Source organism: Burkholderia sp. JKS000303 (assembly GCF_002563755.1).
Taxonomy (GTDB): Bacteria; Pseudomonadota; Gammaproteobacteria; order Burkholderiales; family Burkholderiaceae; genus Burkholderia; species Burkholderia anthina_B.
This window is the reverse complement of record NZ_PDBZ01000003.1, coordinates 655637-671297: the sequence shown is the minus strand read 5'-3', so window position 1 is coordinate 671297 and position 15661 is coordinate 655637. Positions and strand designations below refer to the sequence as shown.

General features: G+C 66.0%; 14 protein-coding genes and 2 pseudogenes. 10 read left to right on the top strand and 6 right to left on the bottom strand.

Annotated elements, in window-relative coordinates; translation table 11 throughout:
* Window positions 1–423: 423 nt before the first annotated feature.
* From BX604_RS30955 to BX604_RS30945, 4 genes are all read left to right on the top strand, one after another.
* Window positions 424–1575, top strand: coding sequence for a porin (locus BX604_RS30955; protein ID WP_098554614.1), 1152 nt, complete (start codon window positions 424–426; stop codon window positions 1573–1575).
* Between the two features lie 228 nt (window positions 1576–1803).
* The gene (locus tag BX604_RS39195) at window positions 1804–1980 is read left to right on the top strand and encodes a hypothetical protein (RefSeq protein ID WP_179894927.1); all 177 of its coding nucleotides are present in this window, start codon (window positions 1804–1806) and stop codon (window positions 1978–1980) included.
* Window positions 1977–3116, top strand: a complete 1140-nt coding sequence (locus BX604_RS30950) for an acyltransferase family protein (RefSeq protein ID WP_098554613.1) — start codon at window positions 1977–1979, stop codon at window positions 3114–3116. Before BX604_RS39195 ends, BX604_RS30950 begins: the two co-directional genes overlap by 4 nt.
* Window positions 3117–3281: 165 nt before the next feature.
* Window positions 3282–4280, top strand: a complete 999-nt coding sequence (locus BX604_RS30945) for an RDD family protein (RefSeq protein WP_179894926.1) — start codon at window positions 3282–3284, stop codon at window positions 4278–4280.
* A 68-nt stretch (window positions 4281–4348) separates the two neighbouring features.
* Here the strand turns inward: BX604_RS30945 and BX604_RS30940 are convergent.
* Window positions 4349–4801 (bottom strand): annotated as a pseudogene (locus BX604_RS30940) (RNA-guided endonuclease InsQ/TnpB family protein); the annotation flags it as partial.
* Window positions 4802–4811: 10 nt separating this feature from the next.
* Here BX604_RS30940 and BX604_RS30935 point away from each other — a divergent pair.
* A pseudogene (locus BX604_RS30935) lies at window positions 4812–5163 on the top strand (transposase); the annotation flags it as partial.
* Window positions 5164–5232: 69 nt separating this feature from the next.
* Window positions 5233–5451: a hypothetical protein gene (locus tag BX604_RS39190; RefSeq protein WP_179894911.1), complete on the top strand. Its 219-nt coding sequence runs from the start codon at window positions 5233–5235 to the stop codon at window positions 5449–5451.
* Window positions 5452–5668: 217 nt separating this feature from the next.
* Here BX604_RS39190 and BX604_RS30930 read toward each other — a convergent pair whose 3' ends face one another.
* A complete protein-coding gene (locus BX604_RS30930; RefSeq protein ID WP_098554611.1) occupies window positions 5669–6259 on the bottom strand; it encodes a class I SAM-dependent methyltransferase in 591 nt (196 codons plus the stop codon).
* A 200-nt stretch (window positions 6260–6459) separates the two neighbouring features.
* Window positions 6460–7443: an aldo/keto reductase gene (locus tag BX604_RS30925; protein WP_098554610.1), complete on the bottom strand. Its 984-nt coding sequence runs from the start codon at window positions 7441–7443 to the stop codon at window positions 6460–6462.
* Between the two features lie 119 nt (window positions 7444–7562).
* On the opposite strand from BX604_RS30925, the gene BX604_RS30920 reads away from it, so the two are divergent.
* Window positions 7563–8480, top strand: coding sequence for a LysR family transcriptional regulator (locus BX604_RS30920; protein ID WP_098554609.1), 918 nt, complete (start codon window positions 7563–7565; stop codon window positions 8478–8480).
* A 20-nt stretch (window positions 8481–8500) separates the two neighbouring features.
* Here the strand turns inward: BX604_RS30920 and poxB are convergent, their stop codons facing one another.
* Together poxB and BX604_RS30910 are read right to left on the bottom strand one after the other, a co-directional pair.
* Complete coding sequence (poxB, locus tag BX604_RS30915; protein ID WP_098554608.1) at window positions 8501–10222, bottom strand: ubiquinone-dependent pyruvate dehydrogenase; 1722 nt, start codon at window positions 10220–10222, stop codon at window positions 8501–8503.
* 268 nt (window positions 10223–10490) lie between these two features.
* Window positions 10491–11018, bottom strand: coding sequence for an Lrp/AsnC family transcriptional regulator (locus BX604_RS30910; RefSeq protein WP_098554607.1), 528 nt, complete (start codon window positions 11016–11018; stop codon window positions 10491–10493).
* Between the two features lie 164 nt (window positions 11019–11182).
* On the opposite strand from BX604_RS30910, the gene mdeB reads away from it, so the two are divergent.
* From mdeB to BX604_RS30895, 3 genes are all read left to right on the top strand, one after another.
* Window positions 11183–13924 (top strand): alpha-ketoglutarate dehydrogenase, encoded by a 2742-nt coding sequence (gene mdeB / locus BX604_RS30905; protein WP_098554606.1) that lies wholly within the window; start codon window positions 11183–11185, stop codon window positions 13922–13924.
* A 329-nt stretch (window positions 13925–14253) separates the two neighbouring features.
* Window positions 14254–14601, top strand: coding sequence for a hypothetical protein (locus BX604_RS30900; protein WP_257146474.1), 348 nt, complete (start codon window positions 14254–14256; stop codon window positions 14599–14601).
* Window positions 14598–14801: a hypothetical protein gene (locus tag BX604_RS30895; protein ID WP_098554605.1), complete on the top strand. Its 204-nt coding sequence runs from the start codon at window positions 14598–14600 to the stop codon at window positions 14799–14801. Before BX604_RS30900 ends, BX604_RS30895 begins: the two co-directional genes overlap by 4 nt.
* Before the next feature lie 299 nt (window positions 14802–15100).
* Here the strand turns inward: BX604_RS30895 and BX604_RS30890 are convergent, their stop codons facing one another.
* Complete coding sequence (locus BX604_RS30890; protein ID WP_098554604.1) at window positions 15101–15601, bottom strand: Lrp/AsnC family transcriptional regulator; 501 nt, start codon at window positions 15599–15601, stop codon at window positions 15101–15103.
* Window positions 15602–15661 lie beyond the last annotated feature (60 nt).

Genomic DNA, 15661 nt, shown 5'->3' with positions numbered 1-15661 from the left:
TGTTGTTTGTGCGTCGCGGCATGCGCGCGGCGGCCGAAAAACGTGTGCATGTCCCGCGTCCACGTCCGGTCAGCCTGCATGTTTCAACCGCCAATTTGTTTAGGGAAACGAGTAATTCCGATCATTTCGATCGGGTTCGCCAATCTTTCCCGATCCGGGCTCCGGCGGCCGAGGCGGCCCGTCGCGCGCCCCATCGGCGAACCCGATTCCATCCATCGAAATTACTCGCTTTCGATTCCGTTTCGGCTTGGGAACAATGCGCGGTGTCATCGGAGGAGACCGGACCGGACGCCGCCCGCCGCCACGCCACCGCACCCGCGGGCCGGCGCCGCGCGCGCCGCGCCGCTTCGCCCAGGATGACGGGACGCGCCGCACCGGGCGCGCTCACGACAACCGATACAAGCTGGACACCCGGAGATCTGAATGAACAAGACACTGACCGCGCTCGCCGTGACCGCCGCCTTCGCGTCGCCCGCATTCGCGCAGAGCAGCGTCACGCTGTACGGCGTGATCGACGAAGGCCTGAACTACACGAACAACGTCGGCACCGGCCACGTCTACGAAATGGCGAGCGGCTACGCGCAGGGCAGCCGCTGGGGCCTGAAGGGCAACGAGGATCTCGGCGGCGGCCTGAAAGCGGTCTTCCAGCTCGAAAACGGTTTCGACGTGAACAGCGGCCGGCTCGGCCAGGGCGGGCGCATGTTCGGCCGCCAGGCGTACGTCGGCCTGAGCCAGACGCAGTACGGCACGCTGACCTTCGGTCGCCAGTACGACTCCGTCGTCGACTATCTCGCGCCGACCACCGCCAACGGCAACTGGGGCGGCTACCTGCTCGCGCACCCGTTCGACAACGACAACACCGACAACTCGTTCCGGCTCGACAACACCGTGAAGTATGCGAGCCCGAACTTCGCGGGCTTCCAGTTCGGCGGCGCATACAGCTTCAGCAACAGCACCGGTTTCTCGGACAACCGCGCGTACAGCTTCGGCGCGCAATACCAGAACAACGGGCTGCTGATTGCCGCCGCGTACCTGCAGGCGAACCACCCGGGAGACGGCTCCGCCGGCGCGATCACGTCGAATGACGCGAGCTACATCGCCGAGCGCATGCGCGTGTTCGGCGCGGGCATCAACTACACGTTCGGGCCCGCGACGGTCGGCTTCGCATACACGAACTCGAACTACAAGAACCCGACCGGCAACGGCTATCTCGGCACGCCGGGCGCGATCATCGCGCCGGGGGCGACGGTCAGCGCAATCAAGTACCAGAACTTCGAAGTAAACGGCGCATACCAGATCACGCCGGCGTTCATGGTCGGCGCGCAGTACGTGCTGTCGCTCGAGAAATACGACGCGTCGACCGGCGACGCGAAGCCGAAGATCCACTCGGTCGGGCTGATGGCCGACTACAACCTGTCGAAGCGTACCGACGTGTACGTGCAGGCCGCGTACCAGCACATCGCCGGCGACAAGACGGATTCGATCCTCGACCAGGCCTTCATCCCCGGCACCGACGCGCCGTCGTCGACGTCGAATCAGGTGGCCGTGCGTCTCGCGCTGCGTCACAAGTTCTGACGCGGTTTCGCCGTCTTCACGCGACACCCCGCGCGGTCTGCCGCGGTGTCTTTGCCCGCTCGCAGGCGCATGCCTGCCGGCGGGCTTTTTGTTTCGGGGCGCGCTCAGGTGATTGGGCCGCCGGGCCGTGCACGCCCCGTCAACGATGACAGGACAACCGCCCATGCTCCGCCGATACACTGTGAGCCATCTCGACCTCCGGCATTCACGCTGCCGGACGTTGCTTTCATGGCGCATACGATCGGCCGCTTCCGGGCGGCCCGCCCCGATCCGATGGAGTTTCGCTTGAGATTGAATCACTCGCACATCACGCTGCCCGACTTTCAACCGAACGCCAGCCTGCGCTCGCGCGACGCACTTCTCCCGGCGCTGCCCGCGTTCGCCCAACCAGGCCGCCCGCAATGAGTACCGGGCCGCGCAACGCGCGGATCGACATGCTGCGCGGCGTGTCGATCCTGCTCGTGCTGCTGCATCACTTCAACATCCCGTATTCGCTGCGCGACACGTCCGTCGCGCGCGGGGTTGGCTGGGACGCCGTGCATGCGGTGGTCCGCAACGGCAACTATGGCGTGACGATGTTCTTCGTGATCTCCGGCTACCTGATCACGTCGAATGCGCGCCGCCGCTGGGGCAGCCTCGACGCGCTCGACGTGCGCGCGTTCTACGTGTCGCGCATCGCACGCATCGTCCCGTGCCTGCTCCTGCTGCTCGCGCTCGTCAACGGGCTGGCCGCGGCCGGCGTGCCGATCTTCGAAAATCACGCGCCGCAGGGCGTCACCGTGTCGTTCTGGCTCGTGAATCTCGCGTCGCTCACGTTCTGGATGAACGTGCTGATCGGCGCGGCCGGATGGGTGAACTACGCGCTCGGCGTGCTGTGGTCGCTGTCGGTGGAGGAAGTGTTTTACCTGTCGTTTCCGCTGCTGTGCCTCGCACTGCGCCGCGAAGCGCGGCTGTTCGCGTTCTGGGCGGTGGTCATCGCGATCGGTCCTGTGTACCGCTTCACGCATGCGGGCGACGAAGGCGGATTTCTCTATGCGTATTTCGCGTGCTTCGACGGCATCGCGATCGGCTGCTGCACCGCGCTGCTTGCAGCGCGCGCCCGCTGGCAGATTCTCGCCGCAGCGCCCGTGCAATGGCTGGCGGCGCTTGCGATGAGCGTGCTCTATCTCGCATGGCCGATCTCGGAAAGCCATGTCGTCGGCGTGTCCGCGATGGCGCTCGGCACCGCGGTGCTGCTGATCGGCGCGCACGCCAACGGCACGAACACGCCGGGCCGCGCACTGGCGCCGCTGCGCTGGAGCGGCCGGCTCAGCTACGAGCTGTATCTGTTCCACCTGATCGTGCTCGGTGCATTGCGCACGTTCTGGCCGCCGTCGGCCACGCATGGCGACCACAAGCTGCTGTTGCTGATCGCGTATCTGCTGCTGTCGGCTGCCTTGAGCGCGGCGATCGCGCGCGGGATTGCGGCGCCGCTGGAACGCGTCGTCAAGCGCGCGGGGATGCGTCCATCGGCCCGTGTGCCCGACGGCGTGCGGTTCTGATTCCGGGATGACCGCGTCACGACTCACAATCGTTTGCAATGACGCGTCAGGTCGATCGCTATGATTTGCCGGTCGCCGTCGCACCGGGATCGGCCTGTGTCATCCCGCCCGCGACAACCAAACATCAACGATTCGACCAACACGATGCATTCGGGGGCCATTGCCATGGAGCGCAACGAAGACTTGAAATCGCCAGGCACCGCCGGCTTCTGGCGGAGAACCGCCGCCTTTGCGATCGACTCGATCGTCATCGGACTGATCGGGCTCGCGCTCGCGATCCTGTTTTTCGATGTCCTGTCGGCGATCGGCGAATGGGGAAGGCTGATCGGCTTCGCGATCGGCTCCATTTACTTCGCCCTGCTCGAAGGCGGGCGTCGGCATCAGTCGCTCGGCAAGCGGGTGATGAAGATCCGCGTTGCCGACAACGCCGGCCCCGGCCATGCCGGCCCGGGATACCTGCGCGCGTGGGCGCGGTACGCGTTGATCGCCGTTCCGCTGATTCTCGGCGGCATCGGCTTCATCGACCTGCCCGCGCTTCAGGACCCGGGCATGGCGTGGCTGACCACCGCGAACGGCGTGATCGTGTTCTTCTGGGGCGTGGCGCTGCTTTATCTGCTCGCGTTCAACCGGCCGAGCCGCCAGTCCGTCCAGGACCTGCTGACCGCCACCCGGGTCTTGCATGTCGGGGGCGACGTCGAGCATGCCGCGCCGGTCGGCCGGAAGCACTGGGCGATCCTGGCTGTCGTTGGCGTGCTGCTGATCGTCGGCGGCCGTGTTGCCACCACGCGGTTCGCCGCGACCGATCACCTCGCCGACGTCCAGCGGATCCAGCGCGCGGTCTCCGCCGTTCCGGGCGTGCTCCAGAGCGGTGTCTGGATCGGCAACATGCGCGCGGCGACACCGGCGGGCGACACGTCGACCACCCTCACCACCATCACCGTGAGCGCGAGCACGCCAACGCTGCTGAACAAGACCGGCACCACCGCCGTCGCGCATGCGGCGCTTGCCGCATCGCCATGGCTGAAGACGCAGGATCGGGTCACCGTGGTAAGCGTGCGCGCGGTCAGCCTCGGCATCGCGACGTGGCGAAAGCAGTTTTTCATGAGCCGGTCACCTGCCGAATGGGCCGCGACGCCCGACGCCGCTGAGGCGTCCGCCCAATGAGCGACTTGACATCCTCCGCCGCCTGAAGGCGGCGGATTCCTGCCGCGTCTGAGACGATGATGCTTATCTCAGAGCGCCTCGGCGGGTTCCTGCTTCACGGAGCGGCCTGACTGCACCGGCTCTCCACAGGCTGCAACGCGGTGTCCCCGCGCCAGTATGTTGATCGCACCGACCACATCGGCATGCTCCTCATGACCGCACGCGACGCAGCGGAATGCGGCCTGCGTCTGCCGGTTTTCCGCGCTCGCGTATTCGCAGGCCGGACACGTGCGACTCGTATTCGCCGGCGGCACGGCAATGAGCCAGCCGCCGTTCCACGCCAGCTTGTAGTCCAGCTGACGACGAAATTCGAACCAGCCCTGATCGAGGATGGCTTTGTTCAGGCCGGACTTGGCCCGAACGTTTTTGCCCGGCGCATCGGGGCTGCCAGCCACCGTCTTCGACATGTTTCGTACCTGCAAGTCCTCGATGCACACCATCGCGTGGTTTTGGCTGATCGTGGTCGTGGCTTTGTGCAGGTAGATCGGGCCATTGTATGCGTGGCCCACAAGCGAGAGTCAAGCCATTCGACGTGGTCGCCATTGCGTCTTTCTGATCCGTGTGCATGTGGTCTTCCTGACCACAAGCACCGGCGCAATGTGCTTACCACGGAGATGCCGAACGACATGCGCAGCATCTTCGCCAGTGTCTGTCTGGACTTCGAATCCGTCGTGTCGTCGCTGGTGAACAGCTTCAACGGCGTCTCAAGTCGCATGAACCGGCAGAATGCGCCCGCATTCGGAAAAAGTCGTGGGGCGGGGCGCTGTGGTCTCCGTCTTGCTTTGCGGGAAATTGTGGCGGAGCGCCTATCGAAATCGTCCGCCAATACATCGAACAGCAAAAAAACGCATTAGCAGCCGCAAAGGACGCCTACGGCGTCCGCGCTATCCTTCCTCGTCCTGAAAAACGAGGTTTGACGCGCATTCAGATCAGCATCGACCTGCCGTTCTGGATCTTCCCGGTGATCTATGGCGCCATCTACTGGCCACTGACGCTTTTTTTCGGATTGCTCTGCCTGTATGTCGGCGCGATGCGCGTGCGCGGCATCGGTCGCGTCGCGTTCATCGTCATCGGGCTCCTGCTCGTCGGCGATGCGGCCATGGGGATCTACCACGCCTTTTTCGTCAGTTGAGCAGCGTCGGTGCTGCCGTACCCGCGGCCGGCATTGCATGCCATCCGGTCCGCGGGTCCGCCGTCGCTCCTGCACGGTGACGGCAAGCTCGTGCGGCTGCGTCGTCTGCCGCATTGAGAGCGGCATCGGCGCGCATGCCGGACGCCGCGGCATGACCGTCAGCCGCAAGCGTCCGAAGGCAAAATGAAAGAAAAAGAAGCGGTTCGCTGTATCGCCATCACGCTGTCTGCCCGACCTCGGCCCGGCGCATGGTTACGATTCGCGCGGGCGGAATGTTGGCCCACACGATGCGGCTGTCGGCGGCGGCCAAGCCCGAATTGCCCAGCGGGTGGCGATCGGGCGGTCGCAAGTCGTAGGTGAACTGGATCATCGCACCGTCGTCCGACAGCACGCGCCGGCACTGCTCGACGATCGCCGTCACGGCGTCACGCGGCAGCGTGCGCAACGGCAGGCACGATACGATCGCGTCGACCCGCGCGGCCGGTGGCAGCAGCCGCTCGAGCTGCCGCGCATCGCCCGACACGATCGTGATGCCCGGAAAGCGCGTGCGCAGGTGCCGCACGAACGCCGGCGAACGCTCGACCACGACCAGCCGCTGCGGCGCGATGCCGCGTTCGAGCAACGCCGCCGTCACCGCGCCGGTTCCGCCGCCGAGTTCGACGACGAGCCCGTCGCCATCCGGCACGGCGTCGGCCATCTCGCGCGCAAGCTGCCGCGAACTGGGACATAACGCACCCACCGAGGCCGGACGGCCCACCCACTCGCGCACGAACAGCGCCGAGACTCGCAACGCGTTCGGCCAGGTCATCGAGCCTCCGTGCTCTGTCGCACGTCCGGCGTCGACGTGCCGACGACTTCGCCGCGCCATGCAACGGCCATACGGGTCTTTTTCATGCCCATCCTCCCGACGAATCGTTCCGCCGCAGAAAACGCGGCGATGAAACGATTCTAGGAAACGCAAACTTAAGATGACGTGAAGATTTCCCGCAGATCCGCACCGGCGCCGGCTCAGCGATCGACGCGCTGCTGAAAATGCGCGGGGTAGCGCTCGCCGACGATCGTGATCTGCTGCAGCGCCACCTCGATCGCCGACAACTCGTCGGTTGTCAGCGCAACCGCGGCCGCGCCGACGTTCTCATCGAGCCGATGCAGCTTCGTCGTGCCCGGAATCGGCACGATCCACGGCTTGCGGGTCAGCAGCCATGCGAGCGCGATCTGCGCACGCGTCACGCCCTTGTCGGCCGCGATCCGGCCAAGCAGGTCGACGAGGCCCGCATTGGCCTTGCGGTTTTCCTCCGAGAAGCGCGGCACGACGTTGCGGAAGTCGGTCGCGTCGAACGTGGTGTTCGCATCGATCGCCCCCGTCAGGAAGCCCTTGCCGAGCGGGCTGAACGGCACGAAGCCGATGCCGAGTTCCTCGAGCGTCGGCAGGATCCGCTCTTCGGGTTCACGCCACCAAAGCGAGTACTCGCTTTGCAGTGCCGCCACCGGCTGCACCGCATGTGCGCGGCGAATCGTCTTCTCGCCGGCCTCCGACAGCCCGAAGTGAGCGACCTTGCCTTCGCGGATCAGGTCCTTGACCGTGCCCGCGACGTCCTCGATCGGCACGTTCGGATCGACGCGATGCTGGTAGAACAGGTCGATGCGATCGACCTTCAGCCGCTTGAGCGCCGCATCGGCCACTTCGCGGATATGCGACGGACGGCTGTCGACGCCCTTCATCGCCTCGCCGTTCTCGAAACCGAACTTGGTCGCAATCACGACCCGGTCGCGAAACGGCGCAACCGCCTCGCCGACCAGTTCCTCGTTGACGAACGGGCCATACGCTTCGGCCGTGTCGAAGAACGTCACGCCGCGCTCGAACGCCGCGCGAATCAATGCGATGCCGCTCGCCTTGTCGGTGGCCGGGCCGTAGCCGTAGCTCAATCCCATACAGCCGAGCCCGATTGCCGAGACTTCGAGGCCGCTCTTTCCGAGCTTGCGTGTTTGCATGGATCTCTCCTGCTGAAAGTGGATGACGATTGACGGATGTTGCGGAAACCAGTGTAGGTTGATGGCTTCCACTCAACAATCGGCGTACCATTTCATGCGTTATTGAGGAAATTTCATCAATGTTGCGCACTGGCCTCGGCGAGCTGACCACCTTCATCACGATCGCGGAACAGCGCAGCTTCAGCGGCGCGGCCCGCATCCTCGGCGTGTCGCCGTCGGCGCTCAGTCATGCGATCCGCCATCTCGAAGCGCGGCTCGGCGTGCGCCTGTTCAACCGCACGACCCGCTCGGTCGCGCTGACCGAAGCCGGCGAACAGTTGCTGCTGCGCGTGCGGCCTGCCGTCGCCGATCTCGAAGACGCGATGAACGACGCCGCGACCGCCCGCAACCGGCCGTCCGGCCAGATCCGGATCAGCGCGTCGGAATCCGCGGCGCAGCCGCTGATCCGCCATGTGCTGCCCGGCTTCGTCGCGCGCTACCCGGACATTCACGTCGAGTTCATCGTCGATTCGCGGCTGATCGACATCGTCGAACACGGTTTCGACGCGGGCATCCGCGTACGCGAGGACGTGCCGCGCGACATGATCGCGGTGCGCTACGGCGACGCGGTCCGCTTCGTCGCGGTTGCGTCGCCCGACTATCTGTCGCGGCATCCTGCGCCTGCTACCCCGCAGGACCTGCCGCACCATCGATGCATCCGGTTCCGGTTCGAAAGCGGCGCGCTCTATCGCTGGGACCTGACGCGCGACGGCAAGCGCGTCAGCGTCGACGTCGACGGGCCGATGACGCTCGGCAACCTGAGCCTGATGGTCGAAGCGGCGCTCGCCGGCATCGGCATCGCGTGGGTCACGCAATCACGGGTCGCCGAGCATCTGGCCGCCGGCCGGCTGGTGCGCGTGCTGCCCGAATGGGAGCAGGCATTCGACAGCCTGTGTCTGTACTATCCGGCGAACCGGCATCCGCCGGCCGCGCTGCGGCTGTTCGTGGAAGCGGTTCGCGAATGGGCGGCCGGCGCGGGCGACGCGTTGCACGACTGACGCGCCGCCGCCCCGCACCCTCACCGCAGATTGGTCCGCGCCAGCTCGACGATCTCGTCGCCGCGCCCGCTCAGGATCGCGCGCAGCATGAACAGGCTGAAGCCCTTCGCGTGCGCGATCTCGATCTTCGGCGGCATCGCGAGTTCGTACTTCGACGTGACGACGTCGACGACCGCCGGCCCGTCATGCGCGAACGCGGTACGCAATGCGTGCTCCACATTCTCCGAATGCTCGACGCGCACGCTGAAGATCCCCGCGCCCTTCGCGATCGCCGCGAAATCGGTCGGACTCAGGTCGACGTTCGTATCGAGATAGCCGGCCGCCTTCAGCTCCATCGACACGAAGCCGAGCAGGCTGTTGTTGTACACGACGATCTTGATCGGCAGGTTGAGCTGGCGGGCACTCAGCAGATCGCCGAGCAGCATCGACAGCCCGCCGTCGCCCGACAGCGACACGACCTGCCGCCCCGGATGCGCGCCCTGCGCACCGAGCGCCTGCGGCATCGCGTTCGCCATCGAGCCGTGATTGAACGAACCGTGCAGCTGGCGCTTGCCGTTCATCGTCAGGTAGCGCGCGGCCCATAGCGTCGGCGTGCCGACGTCCGCCGTGAAGATCGCATCCTCCGCCGCGACTTCGTCGACGATCTTCGTCAGGTACTGCGGATGAATCGCCCGGCCCGGCGGCTCGGCCACCGCGAGATCGTCGAGCCCCTTGCGCGCGGCCGCGTAGTGCTTCAGCGCGTTCTCGAGGAAGCGCCGCTGCGTCTTGCGCGTGAGGCGCGGCAGCAGCGCCGCGATCGTTTCCTTCACGGTGCCGACGAGCCCGAGCGCGAGCGGCGCGCGATGGCCGAGCTGCGAACCCTTCCAGTCGATCTGCGCGACCTTCGCGTGGGTCGGATAGAACGGCCGGTACGGAAAGTCCGTGCCGAGCATCAGCAGCGTGTCGCACGACTCCATCGCGTGATAGCCCGAGCTGAAGCCGATCAGCCCGGTCATCCCGACGTCGAACGGGTTGTCCCATTCGACGAACTGCTTGCCGCGCAGCGCATGCACGACCGGCGCGCCGAGCGTGTCGGCCAGCGCGACCACTTCGTCGTGCGCGCCCTGCGTGCCGCTGCCGCACAGCAGCGTGACCGCATCGGAGCCGTTGAGCAGCGCCGCGAGCCGGTCGAGATCGGCGTCCGCCGGCAGGATCGAGGGCGGCGACGATTCGCTCCACGCCGGCGTTTCTTCCGGGCCATCGCCGAGTGCGATGTCGCCCGGCAGCACGATCACCGCGACGCCGCGCGCCTCGATCGCGGTGCGCATCGCGCGCGCGAGCACGCGCGGAAACTGCGACGCATTGGTCACGAGTTCCGCGAAATGGCTGCATTCGCGGAACAGCTCCTGCGGATGGGTTTCCTGGAAATAGCCGAGGCCGATCTCGGTCGACGGAATGTGCGCGGCGATCGCGAGCACCGGCTGGTGATTGCGGTGGCAGTCGTACAGCCCGTTGATCAGGTGCAGGTTGCCGGGGCCGCAGCTGCCCGCGCACACGGCGAGCCGCCCGGTCGATGCGGCATCGGCGCCGGCCGCGAACGCGGCGCTTTCCTCGTGCCGCGTATGCATCCAGCGGATCGTGCCAAGCTGGCTCAGGCTGAACGACAGGCCGTTCAGGCTGTCGCCCGTCACGCCCCAAATGCGTTCGATGCCCGCTGCCGCCAGCGTCTTCGCCAGGTATTCCGCCATCGTCGGTCTTGCCATGATGCCCTCGCTCGTTGATGCGTCGTCACACGATTGATCCGGCCACGGCAGCCACCGTCGCCGCTGACGGAACGAGCATACGCGATCGCCCCGCGCCGTGTCGTGACGACGCAGACATCATGTGCAGCCTTGCGGCGGCAGCCCGCCGCGCGATCGTTCGCCCCTTTCGGCACGGTCGGGTAATCGTCGGCGATTCGTCACCGTCTCGTCGCCGTCTCGTCGCCATTTCGTCGGCACTTCGTCCGCAATCTGAAACCCGGGCCGCCCTTCAGCTCCAGTCGGACGCCGACTCGTCCGGGTCGACCAGCGTGAGCCCCGCCGCCGGCAGCGGCAGCGCGGTCTTGTAGCGCACCTGCTTCAGCGCGAAGCTCGACCGGATGTTCGACACGCCGGGAATCGTCGTCAGGCGCTCGATGATGAAGCGCTCGAGCGTGCGCATGTCGGGCATCACGACGCGCAGCAGATAGTCGGCGTCGCCCGACATCAGGTAGCACTCCATCACCTCCGGGCGCTGCGAGATCGCTTCCTCGAAACGCTGCAGCGCGTCCTCGACCTGCTTCTCGAGGCTGACCTGAATGAACACGTTGATCCGCAGCCCGAGCGGCTCGGGATCGAGCAGCGTGACCTGCTGGCGGAACAGTCCGAGCTTCTCCAGCGCGCGCACGCGGTTGAAGCATGGCGTGGCCGACAGGTTCACCGCGCGCGCAAGCTCCGCGTTCGTGATCCGCGCGTTCTGCTGAAGCTGGTTCAGGATGCCGATGTCGATGCGGTCGAGCCGCCTGGGGTTGCTGCTCATGGTCGAAATATTCCGGAAGAGTGGCTACAACCGGAATATTTACACTATCCGCTCGCGAAATCCCAATGAAATCAGACGCATATTTTGCAGATCGGCGGGTAGCATGATTCGACCGATTGCCACTGATTGCGCGCCGCCCCGAAGCGGTGTGCGGGAGACCTGCGATGACGGACCTGTCCAACGGTATGGATGCCACGCGGCGCGCGGGCCTCGCCCACGCCGACGCCGACCCGGAAGAAACCGCCGAATGGCTGGAGTCGCTCGATGCCGTCGTCGCACACGTCGGCAAAGCGCGCGCGCAATACCTGCTCGACCGGCTCGCCGCGCATGCGCACGGCCGCGGGCTCGCGGCGCCGCGCGGCCCCGTCACGCCGTACGTGAACACGATCGCCGCGCACGAACAGCCGCCCTACCCGGGCGACGTCGAACTCGAAGAACGGCTGTCCGCCGCGCTGCGCTGGAATGCGCTCGCGATGGTCGTGCGTGCGAACCGGGCATACGGAGAACTCGGCGGCCACATCGCGAGCTATGCGTCGGCGTCCGACCTGTTCGAGGTCGGCTTCAACCATTTCTTCCGCGCGGCGCCGGCCGGCAGCGACGACGCCGGTGACCGCAGCGGCGCCGGCGGCGATCTCGTCTACTTCCAGCCGCATTCGTCGCCGGGCGTCTATGCGCGTGCGTATCTCGAAGGCTTTCTCGGCGAAGCGCATCTCACGCACTACCGCCGCGAGATCGCCGGCCCCGGGCTGTGTTCGTATCCGCATCCATGGCTGATGCCGGACTTCTGGCAGTTCCCGACCGGCTCGATGGGCATCGGCCCGATCAACGCGATCTACCAGGCGCGCTTCATGCGCTATGTGCAGCATCGTGGGCTCGCGAACACCGGCGGCCGCACCGTGTGGGGCTTTTTCGGCGACGGCGAAATGGACGAACCCGAATCGCTCGGCGCGCTGTCGCTCGCCGCACGCGAAGGGCTCGACAACCTCGTGTTCGTGATCAACTGCAACCTGCAGCGGCTCGACGGCCCCGTGCGCGGCAACGGCCGCGTGATCGACGAGCTCGAGGCGCTGTTCACCGGCGCCGGCTGGAACACGATCAAGGTGCTGTGGGGCTCCGACTGGGATCCGCTGTTCGCGCGCGATCACGCCGGCGCGCTCGCGCGTGCGTTTGCCGACACTGTCGACGGCCAGTTCCAGACCTTCTCCGCGAACGACGGCGCCTACAACCGCACGCGCTTCTTCAGCCGCGACCCGGCGCTCGAAGCGCTCGCCGCGCAGCTCACCGACGCTCAGATCGACCGCCTGCGCCGCGGCGGCCACGATGCACGCAAGCTGCACGCCGCGTATGCGCGCGCGCTCGCGCATCGCGGCCAGCCGACCGTGATCCTCGCGAAGACGATGAAGGGTTACGGGATGGGCACGGCCGGTCAGGGGCGGATGACGACGCACCAGCAAAAGAAGCTCGACGTCGACGACCTGAAGGCGTTCCGCGACCGCTTCCGGCTGCCGCTGTCGGATCTCGACGTCGAGCAGCTCAAGTTCTACAAACCAGCCGAAGACAGCCCCGAGATGCGTTACCTGCATGCTCGCCGGGCTGCCCTGGGCGGCTATCTGCCCAGAAGGCGGATGGCGGCGTCGAAGGGATTGACCGTCCCGCCGAAGCCGGCCTGGGGTGCGTTCGCGCTGGATGCGGCGGGCCGCGAGATGTCGACGACGATGGCGCTGGTGCGCATGCTCGGCGCGCTGCTGAAGGATCCCGGGCTTGGCCCGCGCGTCGTGCCGATCGTCGCCGACGAAGCGCGCACGTTCGGGATGGCGAACCTGTTCCGGCAGGTCGGCATCTATTCGCCGCTCGGCCAGCGCTACGAACCCGAGGATCTCGGCTCGATGCTCTACTACCGCGAGGACACGCGCGGGCAGATTCTCGAGGAAGGCATTTCGGAAGCGGGCGCGGTGTCGTCGTGGATCGCCGCCGCGACCGCGTACAGCGTGCACGACCTGCCGATGCTGCCGTTCTACATCTACTACTCGATGTTCGGCTTCCAGCGCATCGGCGACCTGATCTGGGCCGCCGCCGACCAGCGCTCGCGCGGCTTTCTGGTCGGCGCGACCTCGGGCCGCACGACGCTCGGCGGCGAGGGCCTGCAGCACCAGGACGGCAGCAGCCATCTCGCCGCGTCGACGATTCCGAACTGCCGCGCGTACGATCCGGCGTTTGCGTACGAAGTCGCGACCATCGTCGATGCCGGCATGCGCGAGATGGTCGAGCAGCAGCGCGACGTGTTCTATTACGTGACGGTCACGAACGAGAACTACGCGCAGCCGTCGATGCCCGACGACGATCCGGCCGCCCGGCGCGACGACATCCTGAAGGGCATGCACCGGCTGCCGTGCGCATCGAATGACGCCGCGCGCGTGCAGTTGCTCGGCGCGGGCGCGATTCTCGGCGAAGTGCTCGCCGCGCAGCGGATGCTGAAGGACGACTGGGGCATCGACGCGGCCGTGTGGAGCGTCACGAGCTTCAGCGAACTGCAGCGCGACGGGATGGAAACCGAGCGGCTGTCGCGGCTCGGCGACGAACCGGCCGCGTCGTATGTCGCACGGCGGCTCGAAGGAACGCGCGGCCCGGTGGTTGCCGCAACCGACTACGTGCGCGCGGTGCCCGAGCTGATCCGCGCCTACGTGCCGCGCCGCTATGTGACGCTCGGCACCGACGGGTTCGGTCGCAGCGACACGCGCGATGCACTGCGCGCGTTCTTCGAAGTGGATCGCGCGAGCATCGTGCTCGCCGCGCTGAAGGCGCTTGCGGATGACGGCGAGATCGATGCGGTTATCCTGCGCACGGCGCGTGAGCGGCTCGGCAAGACGGCGCAGCAGCAGCCGGGGGCGGCGCCGTGGCAACGCTGACGACGCGCCCGACGCTGCTTGCAGCCTGTCTTTTGTGTATGCGGGACGGGACAGTTCGAACACCACGAGTGACACCGTATGGAAGAAAGTCGAAGCGATCTTGCAAGGCCAGTCACGAAGCATGAGCGGATAAAGCAACGCCCATATTTGAGATGAAGGGCGAAGACGAATAGGTAGAATAAATCCATTCGTCAAGAGATTTACCCATGACAACACCGAGATGTTCGAGCTTTTCAGAAGCGTTTCAAGCAAACATGGCCGCACTGCATATGCCCGTTCCCACGACGCTATTCGCGACCCTGTAAACAGCGGTAGCGAGTGTCAGCACGATGATGGGCGCGCTAAAGACGTTAGGTCCGGACGCGACGGTCGCGGAATTGCTTGGCGCGACCACAAAACTCGAAGCGGCAACCGTCGTCGGGGCGATTCTCGGCAGCGTCTATCTGGGTGCGGTCATCGGTAGTCTGATGGTGGCGACAGATGCCGTGTCGGCATGCGGCATCGGCAAACGCGGAAGCAACCTGTCCCTGGCGGTCGCGCAATGGGGCTCGCGCTACGGCCTTTCGGTGCATCCGGTGATCATGGCGCAAATCCTGCGGCATCCCGAAGTTCTCGCACCCGGCCCGCATAGCTATCTCGGGTTGAAGGCAAACACGGCAATCCGGGGTGTGCGATGAAGTGGATCGTGGATCGCTTGCTTCTCATCGTCACGGCGCTGATTTGCGCGGCCGTCGGATGGGCCATCATCGCCGCGACCGGCGAATGGTTTCCCACCCTGATGATGTTGATCGCGTTCGCTACGCTGTGGGGCGATAACGCACGACTGCGAAAGCTACTGGAACAAAACGGCATCGACCCGAGACGGCGCAAGCGGTAGCGAGTCGATTGATCACGGCGACGCGCGGGGCCATGCCTGTCCTGCCGTATTCGAACGCGTTGAGACTCGCCCCGGGTCACACCGACGCGCCCCGTGTGCCGATCGCGCGAAGCCGTTGCGCGAATCCCGTGCGATGCGTCGTCGACAAAGCGCCCGGACCCTGTTGCGAGCGCCGCCCGCGCGGCGCATGCGGAAGGTTGGAGCAATACCGCAGTCGCACGTGGCAAATAAAAACCACACGAGTCGTCACGGGTCACACCGTCCACCACGTCCAACACGCTCTGCCCCATCACCATGCGCTACAACGGCAGCGCATGCGTCGACAAAATCTCCTTGAGCACCATGAACGAGCGCACCTGCCGCACGCCTGGCAGGTACAGCAACTGATCGGCGTGCAGCCGGTTGAAGCTCTCGTTGTCACGCGTGCGCACCAGCATGAAGTAGTCGAACTCGCCGGTCACCACGTGGCACTCGACGCATCCCGACACTTTCTGCGCGGCCTTCTCGAATTCGGCGAACGCCTCCGGCGTCGACCGATCGAGCACGAAGCCGATCACGACCAGCATCCCCGCACCGAGCGGCTTCGGATCGAGCAGCGCGACGATGCCGCGGATCAGCCCCATTTCCTTCAATCGCTCGACGCGCCTCAGGCACGCCGGCGCACTCAGCTTCACCTTCGCGGCGAGACTCACGTTCGAGATCGACGCGTCCTGCTGCAGTTGCCTCAGGATCGCGCGGTCGATGCGATCGAGCGCCGGCGCGGCGTCGGCCGGCGCCGCGTTACCGCGATCTAATTTCATTGCGTTCCCTGTCAATTTTACGAATCAAAATTATTCAGCTCATCCCTATCTCATCGATAA